Raw genomic sequence first — 16,193 nt, 5'->3', positions numbered from 1 at the left:
AGGTATCATTCAAGGATCCAATTCCATCCGCACCAGCATCCGTAAAAACTCTAATTTCACTTGGACCTTCTCATCCTCAGTATAGCCCATTTTGCTTAGAAGTGCAGCAGCGACGGGGTTATCCCGCTTGATGAAATGCCTCCAACTACACTTCCGCAGCTCTATCGCGAAAAACTGATACTTCAGCACCTCGATGAAAGGAAACCCCCAACCAAACGTATTCGGCTCGTCCCGGGCCGCCTCACGGCTGAATACCGCAATGGGCAGAATGCGGCGACGGTATTTCTCATAAAGGCGACTGGAGTAAATAAACATGCGGTCCGCAAAATCTTTCTGATAGTACGATTGCGGCTCAACATGAACGATGATCAGCACATCCTCCCCCCGTAGCTTCGTTTCAGCAAGTAAGTCCACCCTTCGCCGCTCTCCAGCGACCAGATCCGTGAATAACTCTTCCGACAAGAACGTAAGTTGATCGAAGTCGATGATTTCATGAGCCTGGGCAAAAAACAATTGCATGAACTCGCGAAAAAAAATTTGAATGAGTTCTTTGAATAACCGATCGTGGTCAATCGCCGTGCATAACCTCCCTCATTTGTATTGGTTACAAAATTAAAAAGCACCGACCATAACGCAACGGCTTAAACCTTCTAAGCTTGCGTATGACGGTGCTTCCGCTAAACCACTACTTTCTGCAACACAGCGATAAGTTTATTGTTCTCCTCTGGACTGCCTACTGTGATGCGCACGTGCCGCTCCAATCCCCAGCCTCGACCGTACCGAACTATCACGCCTCCCGCCATCAGTCGCTCGTAGAGAGCACCTGCATCAGAACCGAGTTCAACCAAGATAAAGTTACTCGAGCTCTCGGTGTAGGCTAGCCCGATCCGCTCAAGCGCCTCGTACAATCGCAGCCGTTCACGACTCACCAGTTCCCGGGATCGTCGGACATGCTCATCGTCGCCAAGTGCTGCGATTGCCGCTGTTTGCGCCAGCGCGTTCACGTTGAACGGCTCTTTGACCTGTAAGATGCTGCGGATAATATCTGCTGGACCGATGCCGTAGCCGACGCGAATGCCGGCTAAGCCGTATATCTTCGAGAACGTCTGCAGGACGATCACGGGATAACCTGCACGTACGAATTCCAGCCCGTCTGTGTAGTCGGAAGCGGAAACGTAGTGACTGTATGCGGCATCCAACACAACAAGGACTTGGGCAGGCAAGGCATCAAGAAGTTGCTGCACATCTGATCGGTTCATGTACGTGCCTGTTGGATTGTTAGGCGAGCATAAGTAGATGACCTTGGTCCGATCCGTCACAGCAGCTGCAATAGCCCGCCAATCATACTGAAAGCCATCCAACAGCGGGACTTTCCGTGTGACTGCTCCCATCAACAAGGCCCCGAATTCATACTCAGTGAATGACGGATTCGGCACGATAACCTCATCCCCCTGCTCGAGATAAGCTTCGGACAGTAATGTGATCAGCTCATCCCCGCCGTTCGTTACGATGATTTGCTCGGATTGCATATCCTGCTTGTCTGCAATAGCTTGCCTCAGATCATAAGCTTGGGCATCGGGATAACGATGCATGTCGGTCAATGAGACTGCTACGGCTTGCATAGCCTTGGGTGACGGTCCAAGCGGGTTCTCGTTGGAGGCCAGCTTGATAACCTCGCTTAACCCAAGTTCCCGCTGCACCTCCCAAATCGGCTTGCCGGGCGAATAAGGTTGGATTTGCTGCAATGCAGCTCTTGCTTGCACTTTAATCGTGTCAGACATTTCTCTTCTACTCCCTTCACAAAGGAAAATAACTTCATTACGATAATACTATAACGCATTAATGTAGTAAAGCTTTAATTTGGTGAAATATCGTTGGAGACAAACAATAGCGCAGTATGGAAAAACCGGACTGGGAGTGGTCCTTTTGCCGAGGGCGCGTGCAGTTCAGCACCAAACGATGCATAGTGATGTTTCATCACCTTATTTTTGTAAAATTATCGGATTACAGCACTTTACAGCTCGATAGGATGATGAAATCACCTTAGTTGGTCAATGAGCCACATGAATTACGAACCTTACTCTAGCAGCACAAAAGAAAAACTAGCGCAAATTCCGCGCTAGCTCCAAGATTGTACTCATCAAATATCCCCGATCACTTGCCCCCAATAATAACATCGAGCTGATGCGACGTATCGTACGCGCACTGATACGGATCACTCGCATACGGACTCACTTCCGCCGTAAGTGTGTCCGTATAACCGATCTCCTGCAAGGCTGTCCGCACTTCGGTCCAGTTCACATCACCAGCGAGCAGCGGAACGAAGCCGTTTCCATTACCGACTGCGGTTCTGAAATCTTTGACATGGACTTTCAAGATGCGTGAGGCCAGAATTCGGATCCACTGCTCGGGAAACCCGAACAACAGTACGTTACCCACATCGAAGTAGGCACCGACGTTCGGCGAGCCGATCTCATCGACATATCGGGCCATCTCAAGCGGTGAGAGCAGGAATTTGTTCCACACATTCTCTACGCCAATCCGAACGCCCCTCTTTTCCGCTTCCTTGGCCAGAGTAAGCAGCTCGCGTTGACTCCGTTCATAGCACTGGTCGTACGACGTACCTGGATTGACGACTCCCGGCACAACGAGCACCGTATCGATGCCGAGCAATTCGGCCAGCTCCAGCTGCTTGATCACGACGCTGCGGCCTTGTTCGCGCAAGGAAGCATCAGCCGATGACATCGGTGAGCGCCCCATCAAGCCGGTGGACAAGCTGCGCAGTTGTATGCCGTTGCTACGGGCCATCCTCCCGATCGCTTCAGCCTCCGCAGCCGTAGTGTCCAGCGTGAACCCGATGCCTCCCCGGTCGTACAGGTTCAATTCCACAGCTGCATACCCTGCGTCACTGCTGACCGACAACACCTTCTCAAGTGGCGTATCCGCCGGAAAACACCATTGATTGATACTTTTCAACATAGCACAATCGCTCCTTCTCCTGGAATTACTACAGTTATACCGCTACGCTAGTACGTGAAGCAGCTGATTCGTTAGCGGCCAGTGTGACCGCCAGTGTAGCAGCAGCTTCCGAATAGTCCGCCAGCACAAGCTCCTGTCGCCCAGTCCGTACCGCTTCGATAAACGCCTTGTCCTGCTCATAGTAATATTCCGTAGAAGATTTCTCCGTTATATCCTGCTGGTCATCCTTGATCCGCAGTGTTGATCCATCGATCGACAGGAAGAAATCATGACCGTATATCTCAACTGCACCGCGTCCCACATATTTGGCCAGGGACGTGCTCGTAATGTTGCCAATGGCTCCCGACTGGAGGACGAATGACACCGTACCGACATCGTAAGCCGTCGCTTCCGGATCGACTTCGCGGATATATCGCTGCTCGTGGATCGCATGTACTTCCTTGAACTCCCCGGCTAAGTAGCGGATCAAGTCCAATTGATGCGTAGATTGCTCAACCAACTGCCCGCCAGATTGCTCCAACATCCTCCACCATTTCACACCGGGCATGCCGCCGAATCGATACGCCATCACCATGTCAATCTGCTTGTCAGCGAGATACGCCTTGGCCTTGGCCGCAATGTCCATATAGCGCAAGCAATAGCCAGACGAATGAATGACACCGGATTCCAGGATGATCCGTTCCGTCTCGCGTACTTCCTCCATCTTCAAGCCGACCGGCTTCTCGGAAAGCAGATGAATGCCTTTGCGCGCTGCTGCAGCTTCGATACCCGAACGGGCAAATGGAGGCGTGCATACGAATAGTGCATCGACTTGTCCCGAATCCAGCAGCAGCTCACCGCTTGCATACGAGACAGCCCCGTATTGACCTGCCACCTCAAGGGCCCTCGCTTGATTAATGTCGTACACGGCCGTGATCTGGACGTCATCCACCTTTTGCAGCGTCTTCATATGATGCTCTGCCATACCTCCGACACCGATAAATCCGATTCTGACTGTCATTGCCGACAACGCCTCCTGAACTTTTTTTATCGAATGGGTATTACTCGTGGTGCTACTCCCAAACAATAATACGTTTCCAGGCCGTTGTATTTATTGAAAACGATACACAATATACGCAAAAAATTTAGCTCCAAATGTCGACAATCGGGATTCCATGCTCCATCCTGACTTGACACTGCGCGATATAATCTTTGCCCCATTGGTTTAATTGTGCCATATCTGCACTTCGATACATCCCTGTATACGCTATGAGTTCTCTCAATTGCAGGAACAGAGGGAGCTGCTTCAGCCAATCCTCTTCCAGCGAATTTTCTTGATCGTACCCTTTTAAGAAAGAATCCATAAACCGTAACGCCTGGGACTCTCGATCTTCCTTTCCTTCCACGCCACCATATACATAAACCAGATAGTATAACGGTATAGCTATATCTTCAATAAACCAGCTGTATTGCGCCTCATCAAAGTCAAAAAGAGTGATCAACCGTTCATTTCCGCTCACGGTATAGTTGCCAACTCCTAGATCACCATGGATTAAACCGTATGAATTCTGATCCTTGGGCAGAGTGTCTCTAATCTTGTTCATTACTAGATTACGAGCTTCGAACACGAAGGATTGACTCGCCGGAACGAACTTCTCCATGTGGGACAAATAGTAATTCTGGTTCCAGTCGTGCCTGCGAATCGATTCATCCTGCAGCTCGTATTTTTTGGATAAGGCGTGCATCTTCCCTGTCACTTTGCCCAGTCGTTGATACAAATCAATATCAGTTAGACATTCCGGATACCCCATCTTGCTGCCTTCCGCTTTCACAAAAGACGTTACCGTGAACTGCATATCGTCTTGCTGTACAACTTCAGTCAAGTTGCCATACCTAGATGCTACAGGTTCCGATACAGCAACACCGTTATGCGCCAAATATTGAATCCAATCCAGTTCGCCTTTAACTAAGTTCTCACTGCGATGGGTGCTTGGTGTAAATCTTAATATGTAGGACTTCCCCTTCTCCTTGTACTCATAGACGAAGTTTTGCCAAGCTCCGATATAGCTTAATTGATCTAGCGTGCTGCCGAATTTCTCTGCTCCAGCTGTCAATAAGAGGTCGTTAAATATCGCTTTTACTTCCGCTTCCATTACAAGTTCCTTTCACAACACAATTTATATGATCTGCTTATTCCTAAGCGCTCTCACCCGAACTGCATCTGCTGCTGCTTCCGCCATTCCGAGGGGGACACGCCTTCCAACTGTTTGAACCACAGGGAGAAAGAATGCTGCCGCGTAAATCCGATCATCCCCGCGATCTCCAGCATATCCTTATTCGACGAGCTAAGTTGCCACTTCGCCTCCGCCATCCGGCATTGCTGCTGATACTGCTTCGGGCTCATATGATAGATTTGCTCGAACAACCTGCGGAAGCCACCCTCTGTCAGCCCGGCCAGCTCGGCCAAATCCGACATTTGCACCCCTAGCTGCAGGTTCTCGCGAATCCAGTCGCCCGCTTTCGTAATCGTAAGTGCCTCCCGGTCGGTCTGGGAATGCTCCATCAGGAACAGCACCAGCACCTCCATCCAGGCCGTATTGTTCCAGTCCCTCTCTTTCAAGGGAGAATATTTGGTACGCTGCCATTCTCGGAACAAGCGCTCATAGCGGTCCTTATCCAGAGGAGACAAGACGAATAACGTCGGCTGGTCGGTCTTCACGATTCTTCTCAGCATCTCGGTCAGTTTGGCTGGAATATGGTCCAGATGAATGACACCATATCGATTCCTCCCCTTGCCTTCGAACAGATGCGGCAGCGCTGCAGGCACGATTACGACATGACCTGCTTCAAGCATTTCACGCTTTCCCCCCCACTCGAAAACACCTCTACCCTCCATTAGGATACTGATTTCAAGCGTTGGATGTTGATGATAACCCGGATCCACCCAATCGACATCCCTAGTGCCAATAAAACTTCGAACAATAAATTCCGTGTTCATACCCACAATCCTCCGCTACATTTCGAAACATATTGGGATTATTGATATCAGGGTAGCATAAATGATTTCCATCTTCTATAGCGTTTAGGTATAATGGTTGAAGGTCGATACATTTGGATAAATATAGTACTAAGAAGAAGAACTTCGCGGAGGGTACATAGATGAAATGGCTTCAAGTAGAACAAACAGCACAACTTAACGGTAACGTCAAAATATATGGCTCCAAAAACAGCTCTCTAGCCCTTCTCGCAGCCGCTTGTTTGGCGGATGAACCCGTCCAACTGCTCGGCATTCCCGATATTGCCGATGTCAGAGTCATTGGCCAGCTTGGTGAAGAAATTGGACTCCGAATCGAACGTGATGTGTTCGGTGCTTTACATATAGATCCAACTGCCATTTTACACGCGAATTTTGACCCGAAGAAATCATCCCTGTTCCGAGCCGCCTATTATTTCATTGGCGCTCTACTCGCGAAGTTCGGCAAAGTCACGGTCGGGTATCCTGGCGGGGATGATTTCGTGAGCCGCCCGATCGATCAGCATTTCAAAGCCTTGAAGGCATTGGGCGCCAAGCTCACATTCCATAATGACTATTACGAAGTAGAAGCGTCCGAGCTCAGAGGGGCGACTATATTCTTCGATATGATTACGATGGGCGCTACGATCAACACGATGCTTGCAGCAGTCCGGGCGAAAGGAACGACGGTCCTGCAAAATGCGGCAAGAGATCCTGAAGTAACGGACACCGCCAACTTCTTGAACGCGATGGGTGCCAGGATTAGCGGGGCCGGTACGGATACGATTCGGATCGAAGGCGTCAAGCAATTGAGCGGCTGTACCCATACCGTCATTCCGGACCGATTGATCGCCGGAGCGTTCCTCATGTCTGCTGGTATGACAGGCGGAAGTGTAACCGTACAAGACGTCATCCCTGAGCACCTGGGCTCTTGTGTTGCCAAGCTGACCGAGATCGGCCTTCATATCGAAGTCGGTGATCAATCGATGACGGCTCATTCGACCGGCATTCTACGCGCGACCCGCGTTCGTACGGCGATGTATCCCGGGTTCGCAACCGATCTGCAGCAACCGTTGACGGCCCTTCTTACGCAGGCCCCTGGTAAAAGCATCGTTAGTGAGCGAATTTACCCGGAGAGGTTCAATCACGTCAACCAACTGAAGCGTATGGGAGCAGACATTCAGGTTCGTTCTGGTGTAGCCTTCATTAAGGGCGGTTTGCCGCTGAAAGGCGCTATGGTACATGCCTCGGACGTTCGGGCGGGCATCTGCCTCATCCTGGCTGGACTTGCGGCGGAAGGGCGTACGTCCGTAATGGGCTTTCAGCACATTGAACGGGGCTACGAGAACGTCGTAGAGACGTTCGCTTCCATCGGGGCGAAGATTACATTGATGGATTCCGACGTTGCGGATTCATTTGATCTGAGCGATGCCCAGTAGCGATTGGCTGCTCGAGGGTACGGCATAACGAACAACCTGACCGTGTAGCACAACGGTCAGGTTGTTTGTGTGGGCTGTAGCGCGGATTTTCCGCGCTATTGGAGCCCGGTGGCCTCGCCCGGTGGACTGTACGCGGGTTTTCCGCGCTATTCGCACCCATGGACTCGCCGAGGCGACTGTAGCACGGTTTTCCGCGTTATTCGCTCCCGATGGCCTCGCCGGGCGGGCTGTTGCGCGGTTTTTGAAGCTGTCGATTCATTGTGAGCAAAGGAGTGGAGAGTGAAAAAGAGGACCCCGGCGAGTTTTGGCTTGAACCTCCCTTCCGCGAAATCCCTTATACAATCCAAGGAGGTTCAAACAAGATGTTTGAGCAAAAGGGGTCCTTTTTCACTTGGAACGGCCGTTTTCACCTCAATCCTCAATGAATCGACAGCCTCTTTTTCCGCGCTATTTGCCCCCACGGGCCCCGCCCCGCCAGGCGGGCTTATCGCGGAATCGGGCCGAATTTGCCCGAACGGTAATCCTCGAAGGCTTGCTCGATCTCCTCGTCCGTGTTCATCACGAACGGACCATAGGCGACAACCGGCTCATGAATCGGCTGGCCAGCGATAAGGAGCGCTCTTAGCGGCTCATCCGCCTCAATCGTAATCTCACTCAAGTCGGCGTCTTCACCCGCAGGACCGAGCCACAGCACCTGACGTTCCGATCCCGACGTACTGTCCTCTCCGAATCGGCCTTTCCCTTCCAGTACATAAATAAACCCGTTGTAACCGGCTGGCAAATCTTGCGATAAGCTTGCACCAGCTTCCATCACGATCTCCACATAGGTGACCGGAATATGGTTCAGTGTGGCGGATTTCACATCACCGGATGCTCCTGAGAACACCCGGACCGTAGCTCCTGGCTCACTACGCACCGGCGTATTCGCTGCCTTCATATCCTGATAGCGCGGCTCCGCCATCTTGGCGGAACGCGGGATGTTAACCCATAGCTGCAAGCTGTGAACCGTCTCGCCCGGCAGCGGGTCTTCCGAGTGAATAATGCCGCGCCCCGCGGTCATCCATTGCACATCACCCGGTTCCAGTACTCCGTACCCCCCATAATTGTCTTCATGCTTCAGCTTGCCTTCTATGATGAACGTAACAGTCTCAATGCCGCGATGCGGATGGAAGTCGAACGTCCCCTGTTGAAACCAGTCCTCTGCCATGAACAGGAACGGGTCGTATTGTTTCCACTGGCCAGGCTTCAGCACTTGGCCGACTCGAAGATGAGGCGCTTGCCCGTCCCTCGCTGCTACATCCCATGTCCGTACAATGATACGTCTTGCAACCTCTGATTGACCACTCATCATGATGTTGCCCTCCCTTTACGAATATGAAAAGAACGGCAGCAGAGATTGCTCTCTTCCTGCCGTCCTCTATCTCGTAGGTTAACCCAATTAAGCTTGTTGAATGGCTTCTAGCTCGATGGAAATCTTGATTTCGTCGCTGATCATGACGCCACCTGTTTCCAGTACAGCATTATATGTCAAGCCGAAGTCACTACGTTTGATGCTGCCTACGGCGCTATAACCGACCTTCACATTGCCCCAAGGATCTTTCCCAGTACCTTCGAACGTTGCAGCTATCGTCACAGGACGGGTTACGCCACGAATCGTAAGATCCCCTGTAACATCGTACTCCCCATCACTAGTCTTGGCGACGGATGTCGATTGGAACGTCATCTTCGGATGCGTGTCGGCATCGAAGAAATCACCAGAGCGCAGATGCGCATCACGATCACTGTTACGCGTATCGATGCTGCTCAAGTCCACACTAATCGAGATGTTAGCGGATGTAAGATCGGCTGGGTCTGCATCAATCTGCGCTTCGAACGTGTGGAAAGTCCCTTTAACCTTTGCGATCATCATATGTTTTACTGAGAAATCAATACTGCTGTGAGTTGGATCTACTGTCCATTGCGATTTTGCCATTATAAATTGCCTCCTCAAGGTTGTTTATTTACTTACTATTAATAATTTACTTACAATTAAGAAATATATTATTATAATATACGTACTTCGGTTTTTTGTCAATTGTCTATTCAACAATTTATTTCAATATTTTGATTGATGTCGGGGAATGCTATTGACGGAGGTGCTGACCCAATGCCTAAGCTAGGTGGCGATTGCGATTTTTCCCCGATGCTCATTACTATGAAACAGGATTTGAAGCAAGTGAGTCTGCAACTGGAGCGGATCGTGGATGAATTCGATCAAGAGCATCATTGCTACCTAGGTGAATTCCAGCGGATCAGCCTCATGCTCACCGATGTACAGACGCGAGCGGCCACGTTTTACTTGAACTGTTATCTCTCTCCCTATACGAGCAAATATGCCGACTTGGCGACCTGTGTTCGCAATCTGGCTGACCGCCACCACGGCGCGCTGATTGTAGTAGAACGAGGTGATAAGCTCGACTTGCAACTGCAAGACGGCACGCCAATTAAAGCGGAGATTAACTCCGCCCTACTGGAATCGATTTTCTATCCGGGCAATACGCTTCATGATGGCGCCGTGCTTATTCGAACCGATCAGATTATTTCTGCCAAAAATATTTTGCCGCTCTCCCACACATCCGAATTGCCACCGAAACGTGGAACCCGTCATCGGGCTGCCGTCGGTTTATCTGAGGTCAGCGATGCGATCGTTCTTGTCGTGTCAGAGGAAACTGGAGATGCATCATTCGCCATCCAAGGTCAGTTGTTTCCGTTATACACGCATTGAGCCGAGTTACATATATATTCTCCGTGACCCGTCTGCATTCACATCAGTGCCTCGGCTTCTCGCTCACACAGCGACTCTGGGTGGATCTCCATCCCGGAACCGTCTGGTTTGCCATGTGTTCGACACCGACGACCGGGAATAGCCGGGTTGGACTAAGCTCCGGTTACCCTTGAATCCACTCCAATTCGCATGCACCCGTACCGCCGTCCGCGCCATCGTCCTCAACTCCTCCCTTCATATATCCCGCAACCTTTTCTGATCCATACTCGTCAAAAAAGCAGGAATTATATTCCACGGGAAGGATGGAACGCCTCGATGAACCGACTATTCGCAAGTCTAATCCCTGGCATGTTGGCCGTCCTCTTGTTAGCATTGACCGGCTGCAGCCGTCATTCGGATTCTGTGAACCCATCGCCCTCTACCATACCATCTTCCACACCGTCAGCTCTTCCAAGCTCCAGTATGCCCACGACCCCAGCACCTTCACAGAAGCCTGCTGTTACTTCCACTCCGGCCGCCCCTCTGAACGGGAACGTCCCGCCAGAGCAAGCCAAGACATGGATCGCAGATCGTGCTGCTGAAGTCATTCAAGTACTGAAAGCCAAGGATATGAAAAAGCTCGCAGGTTATGTACACCCGGAGCTTGGGGTTCGCTTCTCCCCATACACGAATGTGAATAAGAAGACAGACATCGTTATGAAAGCCGATCAATTGGAGAAAGCGTTCACCGACTCTACCAAACGCACATGGGGTGTGTTCGACGGCTCCGGTGAGCCGATTCAGCTGACTTTCGCGGAGTATTACGCCAAGTTTGTGTACGATCACGATTTTGCGAAGCCGGAGAAGCTCAGCTACAACGAGGCGTTGGGCAAAGGGAACACTATCAACAACACACGGGAAACCTACCCAAAGGCGATTATCGTCGAGTACTACTTCAGCGGATTCGATAAGAAGCTCGAAGGCCACGACTGGGCGGGCCTGAAGCTCATCTTCGAACACTCAGGCAGTGACTGGTACGTGGTCGGCATCGTGCACGATCAATGGACGATCTGACGCTCGCGGTGAACTAACCAGAGGCTAGCCAACGCGGCAAGCAACACCGCTGAGCTCACATACAGCGCCGTAACGGAGAAGCTGTAGGCGATCATCGGACCGAATGCAGAGCCGAGGTCGATCATCATGGAGTATACGGTGATGACCATCGTCTTGTCCGGCCGAGTAGAGGAGACGTCTGCGGCGATCGTATCGCATAACGTCGTGAGCACGGTCGCTGCTGCTTGAATTAGCAGCAGCACCACGAGCCATAGCAAGAGCGGTGCCGGGACCGGGATGAGCGCGAAGAGCCCAGCCGTCACGCACAAGGTTATGATGAGCAGCGGGACCCGCGTGCCCAGCTGGTCGGACTTCCGCCCGATCCACGGCGCGAGCCACGGCTCCCAGAGCCAGCGTATCGCCTGGAACAGGCCGCCGAGCATCGCAGCATTCATCAGGAAGCTGGCTCCGATGCCGGCTTCAGTTAGCCGTAGGTCCAAGATGTGGCTCAGCGTCGAGCTGAACACGCCTTGGAACAAGTACGCCGTCACTAAGCCGGTGAGTAGCGCGAGCACCACCGGCTTCGTGAGCAGCCCTTCCGCCAAGCGGCGGAACAATCCGACTGCAGCTGATTGTGGCTGCCTCGGCGAATGGGTGGCCGCGGACGAGGCGGGTACCGACTGCGGCAGCAGATCGGCGCTCGCTCTCACCTTGAACGCCAGGAACAGCGCTCCTAGTGTGAGCACAGCGAACACTTGGAAGATCGCCTGCATGCCGATCACCCAGACGAGTCCACCGCCAGCGAGCATGCCGAACAAGCTGCCCAGTCGAGACAGCCCGTTATACCGTCCCATCAGGAACCCGCGATTATGCTCTGTGGATAGATTCAGAATGGCATAGAAAGCCCCAAGCCGCAGGAAAGTCCAGACGAGCCCCCACACACACCGCAGAGCGAACCAGAACCAGAAGCCTTGTGCCTGCGAATACATGAAGGTGACGACACCGGTCAACAGGATCGCGATAATCATACCTGTCGTTATCGGCAGCTTCTTGTACCCCCAGGAAACGATCGGGTTCAGCGGCAGCCTAATAAAGCGGTTCACCGATAACAATATCCCTACTTCGTATAAGGACGATAACCCTGCTTCCTTCCAATACAATGGCAGCACTACGTATAGCATAGAATCCGCCAACAAACATATCGCTGTGATAAGCGCTATACTCTGAATGCTCTGAGCGGGTTGAAGTGATTTGTTCGAGATGGTTGGTTTCATAAATTCCTTCCTGAATGCCGGTAACTTTTGGATATAAAACTCATTCTATACCGAAATTCAGGCTGAGAACACCCACTAAATCTCAAAACTGATGTTTTGTAACCCGTGATAGTAGTTCCCCGACTTGGCCGTGAATCTTAGCAAGCAATATTCCGGATCCATCACACCAAGAGGATAATAAGCTTCCCAACCATCTCGCCACAGGTGTTCCTTCACTGCCAAATCTTCTACGATTTCCATTTCACCCACAAGATTAACCCCCATAAAGAGATCAGGGTCGTAATAATAAATACAGGCTTTGGCATTTGCTTTAAATTGCGCCACTCTTCTAGAGGATGTGTTGGTGCTGAAGATGGCCGTCTTGAGCCCCTGCGTGTCATACTTAAACATGGCTTTAATATTCGGATACCCGTCATTGCCGTGTGACCCCACCATAGCAATTTCGCAACGCTCGATCAATGCTAATGACTTCTGCACCGCCTCTTCCCTGCTAATGGGAACTATCTCGTGCATAACTAAATTGTTAGCAGCTTCAATCCCTCGCTGGATCACACTTTCCTGACTCATGATAATCCATCCCCCTGCAGTTCGGTGTTGGGTACTATTCGTCATTTCCTTCGTCGTGTTTCACTAGATTACCGAAGATTCGGTTCAGATAAGTTTCGAACTCATCAATTTCACGATCCTCAAAACCATTGTAATAGACCGCATTCATATTCATCGACACTTGCTCGTACGCGGCCTTCATCTTCTTGTTCTCCTCCATAAGCTGAATAAGCACTTTGCGACGATCGTCACTCGGGTACACGCGGGTCAGGTGATGGGATTGCTCAAGGTTATCTAACATCCGGGTAAGCGTTGAATTACCAAGCGATGTCCGTTTAGCAAGCTCCTGGATCGAGATATTGTCCTTCTGCCATAACACGAATAATATTCTTCCTTGAGCAGGATTAATTTCAGTAATGTTATGGTCTTTGAGCATTTTCGCGAAAATACGGCCTGACAATTGATGAATTTTCGAAATCATAAACCCGCCTTGCCGAAGTTTACTCATAGTCCCGTCCCTTGAAAAAAAGTATTGTACATTTATTTTAATTTGTATATTATCTATTTGTATATAGTTTATTTGTATATGCAAATGATGTCAAGCCATTAGGATTCCGTAATCGTTGTCAAATCTTCTGTGAGAGGTGTTTGTTCATGAAATCGTCCACGTGGAATGTAGCGGAACAATTAAGCGCTTTCGATCTAGGTAGGTCGGGTGCAGTTGCAGGTGTTTGGAAAGACAAGGATGCGTTGTTTTTTGATCAAAATGAGCTCGCGGYTCCTGTATTGTTGCATGAAATCGTAGACTTGCCAAGTTATCGGATTCAGGCGGAAATCGCTTGTCCGGGGCCTTACGGATTTGTTGGCCTTGCCTTCGGAGCCCGTGATGCGCAAAATTATGAATTGGTCTACATCTCTCCGGCAAGTGCTGATTCCCCAGGCGACATCCAATATGACCCGATCATGAATGGCTCCAGCACATGGCAAATCTATCATGGTCCCCGCTTTCAGGCTGAAGCACCCTTTCCAGCAGGCGAATGGACAAGACTTGCCTTGGACGTTCATCCCAACCAAGTGTCCATCTTCGTGGGAGATTCAGCTTCTCCTCAGCTCGTCATAACCAGCCTACAGCATGGCTATCAGTCCGGTCGTATTGGAGTATGGGGTTATCTTCCGAGCTATATTCGAAATTTGCAACTGGTAGAAATCCCTCCGATTGAGATGGATGCTGACGAATCTGTAATTGTTAGCAATTTGAAGGACGACGTTACATCCATTACGAATTGGACGGTTTCACAACCTTATCTTGAGAGCGAACAACCGCAGGACGAACAGGATTGGATCAACGTCCAAGTTGAAGAGAATGGTACGCTCAATTTGAATCGTCTCTTCCCTTCTGGACGCGGGCTTTGTGTCCAAGCCAAGACAGAATTTGTAGTGGATGAGGAAATCGAGTCCCTGCTGTCTTTCGGCTTTAGCGATCGGGTCTGTTTACGGGTGAATGAAATAGAAGTTTACAAGGGGGTTTGGAAATGGGACCCTCCCTCCAGCGATGGACGGATCCGTGCGAACTTCGCCAGCTTACCCGTTCGTTGGAAAAAAGGATTGAATTCGATTCGTGCCGAAATCATCAGTGATGAGGTAATGTTTGGCTGGGGATTGAACGTGGTAACGGTGTTATAGTCTGCGTGGGTCGAGCGGTGGGTGGCAGTAAGGTCGGTTTTGAGGCTGTTGATTCATTACTGATTGAAGCAAAAACGGCCGTTCCAAGTGAAAAAGGCCCCCTAATCTTTACCCCACAAAGTGAAGACTAGCTCTGGAGATAACGCCGAGTACTTTGCGGGGACCCCGTGAGCTCAAACATCTTGTTTGAACCTCCTTGGATAGTATAAGGGATTTCGTGGTATGGAGGTTCAAGCCAAAACTCGCCGGGGTCCTCTTTTTCACTTTCCACTCCTGTGTTCACAATGAATCGACAGCCTCGGTCTCAGCCTTACTGGGCAATTCGCACGCGGTTCGCACTCTTTCAATTCCCCGAGTTACTCAACTTGACTACATCCAGCACACTGATTCGTCGGTTCGTATGCTCTTCATACAGCCACTGGCCACGTACATGATCGATGAACAACACCCCATTCAGATGATCGATCTCATGCTGCATGCAGCGGGCGAGGAAGCCTTCCCCCTCTAATTCGACTGTGGCACCTTGCCGATTCATCGTTCTCACCTTCACGTAGTTGTACCGCGACACTTCACCCGTATATCCTGGATATGATAAACACGCTTCCAGCCCTATTTGCTCCCCGCCTACCTGAACAATCTCTGGATTGATGAGCTCGATCAGACCGTCTCCGCAATCCATCACGATGACCCTGCGAAGAATCCCCACCTGAGGTGCGGCCAGACCAGCTCGCCCTTCGGCCGCATACAGGGTATCCGCCATATCATCAAGCAGCTTCAGAATCTTCGGCGTTATCGCTTCAACCGACTTGGCCGTCTTACGCAGAATGGGATCGCCGAACGGCAATATAGTTTTTATCCCCATCGCCTTAAGCCCCCTTCGCCCGTTTGGGCGGCGTGTAGACCCACAGATCGTTCGGCGAGCAATTCAGCGCCGTGCATAGGGCATCTAGTGTATCGGCCTTCATCTGCTTGGGCTGACTCGTCAGCAAGGCGCTGATCGACGGTGCGGACAGCCGATAGCCCGCCTTCTTTTGCAGTAGTCTCGCGAGTGCCACGCCCGACCATATTCCTTGTTCCGCCATCACTTTCCTCAACATCCACTCCAGCATATAATATCGCCTCCGATAATTAGCCATCACCTTAATATATTAACTAATACCTAATATATCACAACTAAAAACGGCATTCACCCCTTTTTAGGCAGAATACCGTTTCAAATACATTACTGCTCCAGGCTTAGCATGAATCGCAGAGCGCGTTCAGTTCGGCGACCCATAGCGTTGTATCTGGGTCTAGAATTAAAAGTGGACATCTCGAAAGGAGCCTCGGATAATAAAAATAACCAACAAGAAGAGGTGTCCGGGAATGAAGGAACAACGACAAAGGTACAACCAAGAGTTTAAAGAGAATGCAGTGAAGTATATGCAGGAACAGGTGAAAAGCTTGCCTGAGATTGCAGTAGAAATGAACATCCCGGTTAGTAC

General features: G+C 50.7%; 16 protein-coding genes and 1 pseudogene. 4 read left to right on the top strand and 13 right to left on the bottom strand.

The window, feature by feature from the left end; all coding sequences use genetic code 11:
* Positions 1–15: 15 nt before the first annotated feature.
* From AC1DWB_RS20915 to AC1DWB_RS20890, 6 genes and pseudogenes are all read right to left on the bottom strand, one after another.
* Positions 16–519, bottom strand: a pseudogene (locus tag AC1DWB_RS20915) (RpnC/YadD family protein); the annotation flags it as partial.
* Between the two features lie 158 nt (positions 520–677).
* Positions 678–1,781, bottom strand: coding sequence for a histidinol-phosphate transaminase (gene hisC / locus AC1DWB_RS20910; RefSeq protein WP_477543032.1), 1,104 nt, complete (start codon positions 1,779–1,781; stop codon positions 678–680).
* Positions 1,782–2,154: 373 nt separating this feature from the next.
* The gene (locus AC1DWB_RS20905) at positions 2,155–2,979 is read right to left on the bottom strand and encodes a sugar phosphate isomerase/epimerase family protein (protein WP_477543031.1); all 825 of its coding nucleotides are present in this window, start codon (positions 2,977–2,979) and stop codon (positions 2,155–2,157) included.
* Between the two features lie 34 nt (positions 2,980–3,013).
* Positions 3,014–3,979, bottom strand: a complete 966-nt coding sequence (locus AC1DWB_RS20900) for a Gfo/Idh/MocA family protein (protein WP_477543030.1) — start codon at positions 3,977–3,979, stop codon at positions 3,014–3,016.
* Positions 3,980–4,103: 124 nt separating this feature from the next.
* Positions 4,104–5,111, bottom strand: coding sequence for a phosphotransferase enzyme family protein (locus tag AC1DWB_RS20895; RefSeq protein ID WP_477543029.1), 1,008 nt, complete (start codon positions 5,109–5,111; stop codon positions 4,104–4,106).
* 53 nt (positions 5,112–5,164) lie between these two features.
* The gene (locus tag AC1DWB_RS20890) at positions 5,165–5,956 is read right to left on the bottom strand and encodes a helix-turn-helix domain-containing protein (RefSeq protein WP_477543028.1); all 792 of its coding nucleotides are present in this window, start codon (positions 5,954–5,956) and stop codon (positions 5,165–5,167) included.
* A gap of 161 nt (positions 5,957–6,117) precedes the next feature.
* Here AC1DWB_RS20890 and murA point away from each other — a divergent pair, with 161 nt between their 5' ends.
* Positions 6,118–7,410, top strand: a complete 1,293-nt coding sequence (murA, locus tag AC1DWB_RS20885) for a UDP-N-acetylglucosamine 1-carboxyvinyltransferase (protein ID WP_477543027.1) — start codon at positions 6,118–6,120, stop codon at positions 7,408–7,410.
* A gap of 484 nt (positions 7,411–7,894) precedes the next feature.
* Here the strand turns inward: murA and AC1DWB_RS20880 are convergent, their stop codons facing one another.
* A complete protein-coding gene (locus tag AC1DWB_RS20880) occupies positions 7,895–8,758 on the bottom strand; it encodes a pirin family protein (RefSeq protein WP_477543057.1) in 864 nt (287 codons plus the stop codon).
* Positions 8,759–8,848: 90 nt separating this feature from the next.
* Positions 8,849–9,382 carry a YceI family protein gene (locus tag AC1DWB_RS20875; RefSeq protein ID WP_477543026.1) on the bottom strand — a complete coding sequence of 178 codons (534 nt, stop codon included), beginning with the start codon at positions 9,380–9,382 and terminating at the stop codon, positions 8,849–8,851.
* 174 nt (positions 9,383–9,556) lie between these two features.
* Here AC1DWB_RS20875 and cdaS point away from each other — a divergent pair, with 174 nt between their 5' ends.
* Positions 9,557–10,174 (top strand): sporulation-specific diadenylate cyclase CdaS, encoded by a 618-nt coding sequence (cdaS, locus tag AC1DWB_RS20870; RefSeq protein WP_477543025.1) that lies wholly within the window; start codon positions 9,557–9,559, stop codon positions 10,172–10,174.
* A 315-nt stretch (positions 10,175–10,489) separates the two neighbouring features.
* On the top strand, positions 10,490–11,227 hold the full coding sequence (locus AC1DWB_RS20865; RefSeq protein ID WP_477543024.1) for a hypothetical protein: 738 nt from the start codon (positions 10,490–10,492) through the stop codon (positions 11,225–11,227).
* Here AC1DWB_RS20865 and AC1DWB_RS20860 read toward each other — a convergent pair.
* From AC1DWB_RS20860 to AC1DWB_RS20850, 3 genes are all read right to left on the bottom strand, one after another.
* Positions 11,212–12,480: an MFS transporter gene (locus AC1DWB_RS20860; RefSeq protein ID WP_477543023.1), complete on the bottom strand. Its 1,269-nt coding sequence runs from the start codon at positions 12,478–12,480 to the stop codon at positions 11,212–11,214. The genes AC1DWB_RS20865 and AC1DWB_RS20860 overlap by 16 nt on opposite strands.
* Before the next feature lie 75 nt (positions 12,481–12,555).
* A complete protein-coding gene (locus AC1DWB_RS20855; RefSeq protein ID WP_477543022.1) occupies positions 12,556–13,047 on the bottom strand; it encodes a pyridoxamine 5'-phosphate oxidase family protein in 492 nt (163 codons plus the stop codon).
* Positions 13,048–13,081: 34 nt separating this feature from the next.
* Complete coding sequence (locus AC1DWB_RS20850; protein WP_477543021.1) at positions 13,082–13,507, bottom strand: MarR family winged helix-turn-helix transcriptional regulator; 426 nt, start codon at positions 13,505–13,507, stop codon at positions 13,082–13,084.
* A gap of 173 nt (positions 13,508–13,680) precedes the next feature.
* Between AC1DWB_RS20850 and AC1DWB_RS20845 the strand changes: the two genes are divergently transcribed.
* Positions 13,681–14,709 (top strand): hypothetical protein, encoded by a 1,029-nt coding sequence (locus AC1DWB_RS20845; RefSeq protein ID WP_477543020.1) that lies wholly within the window; start codon positions 13,681–13,683, stop codon positions 14,707–14,709.
* Between the two features lie 343 nt (positions 14,710–15,052).
* Here AC1DWB_RS20845 and def read toward each other — a convergent pair whose 3' ends face one another.
* Positions 15,053–15,571, bottom strand: coding sequence for a peptide deformylase (gene def, locus AC1DWB_RS20840; RefSeq protein WP_477543019.1), 519 nt, complete (start codon positions 15,569–15,571; stop codon positions 15,053–15,055).
* A gap of 4 nt (positions 15,572–15,575) precedes the next feature.
* Entirely contained in the window at positions 15,576–15,818 is a 243-nt protein-coding gene (locus AC1DWB_RS20835; protein ID WP_477543018.1) for a helix-turn-helix domain-containing protein, read from the bottom strand.
* Positions 15,819–16,193 lie beyond the last annotated feature (375 nt).

The organism is Paenibacillus sp. P4_E11 (assembly GCF_056401635.1).
The sequence above is the reverse complement of the archived record's forward strand: the minus strand, read 5'-3'. Positions and strand labels throughout refer to the sequence as shown.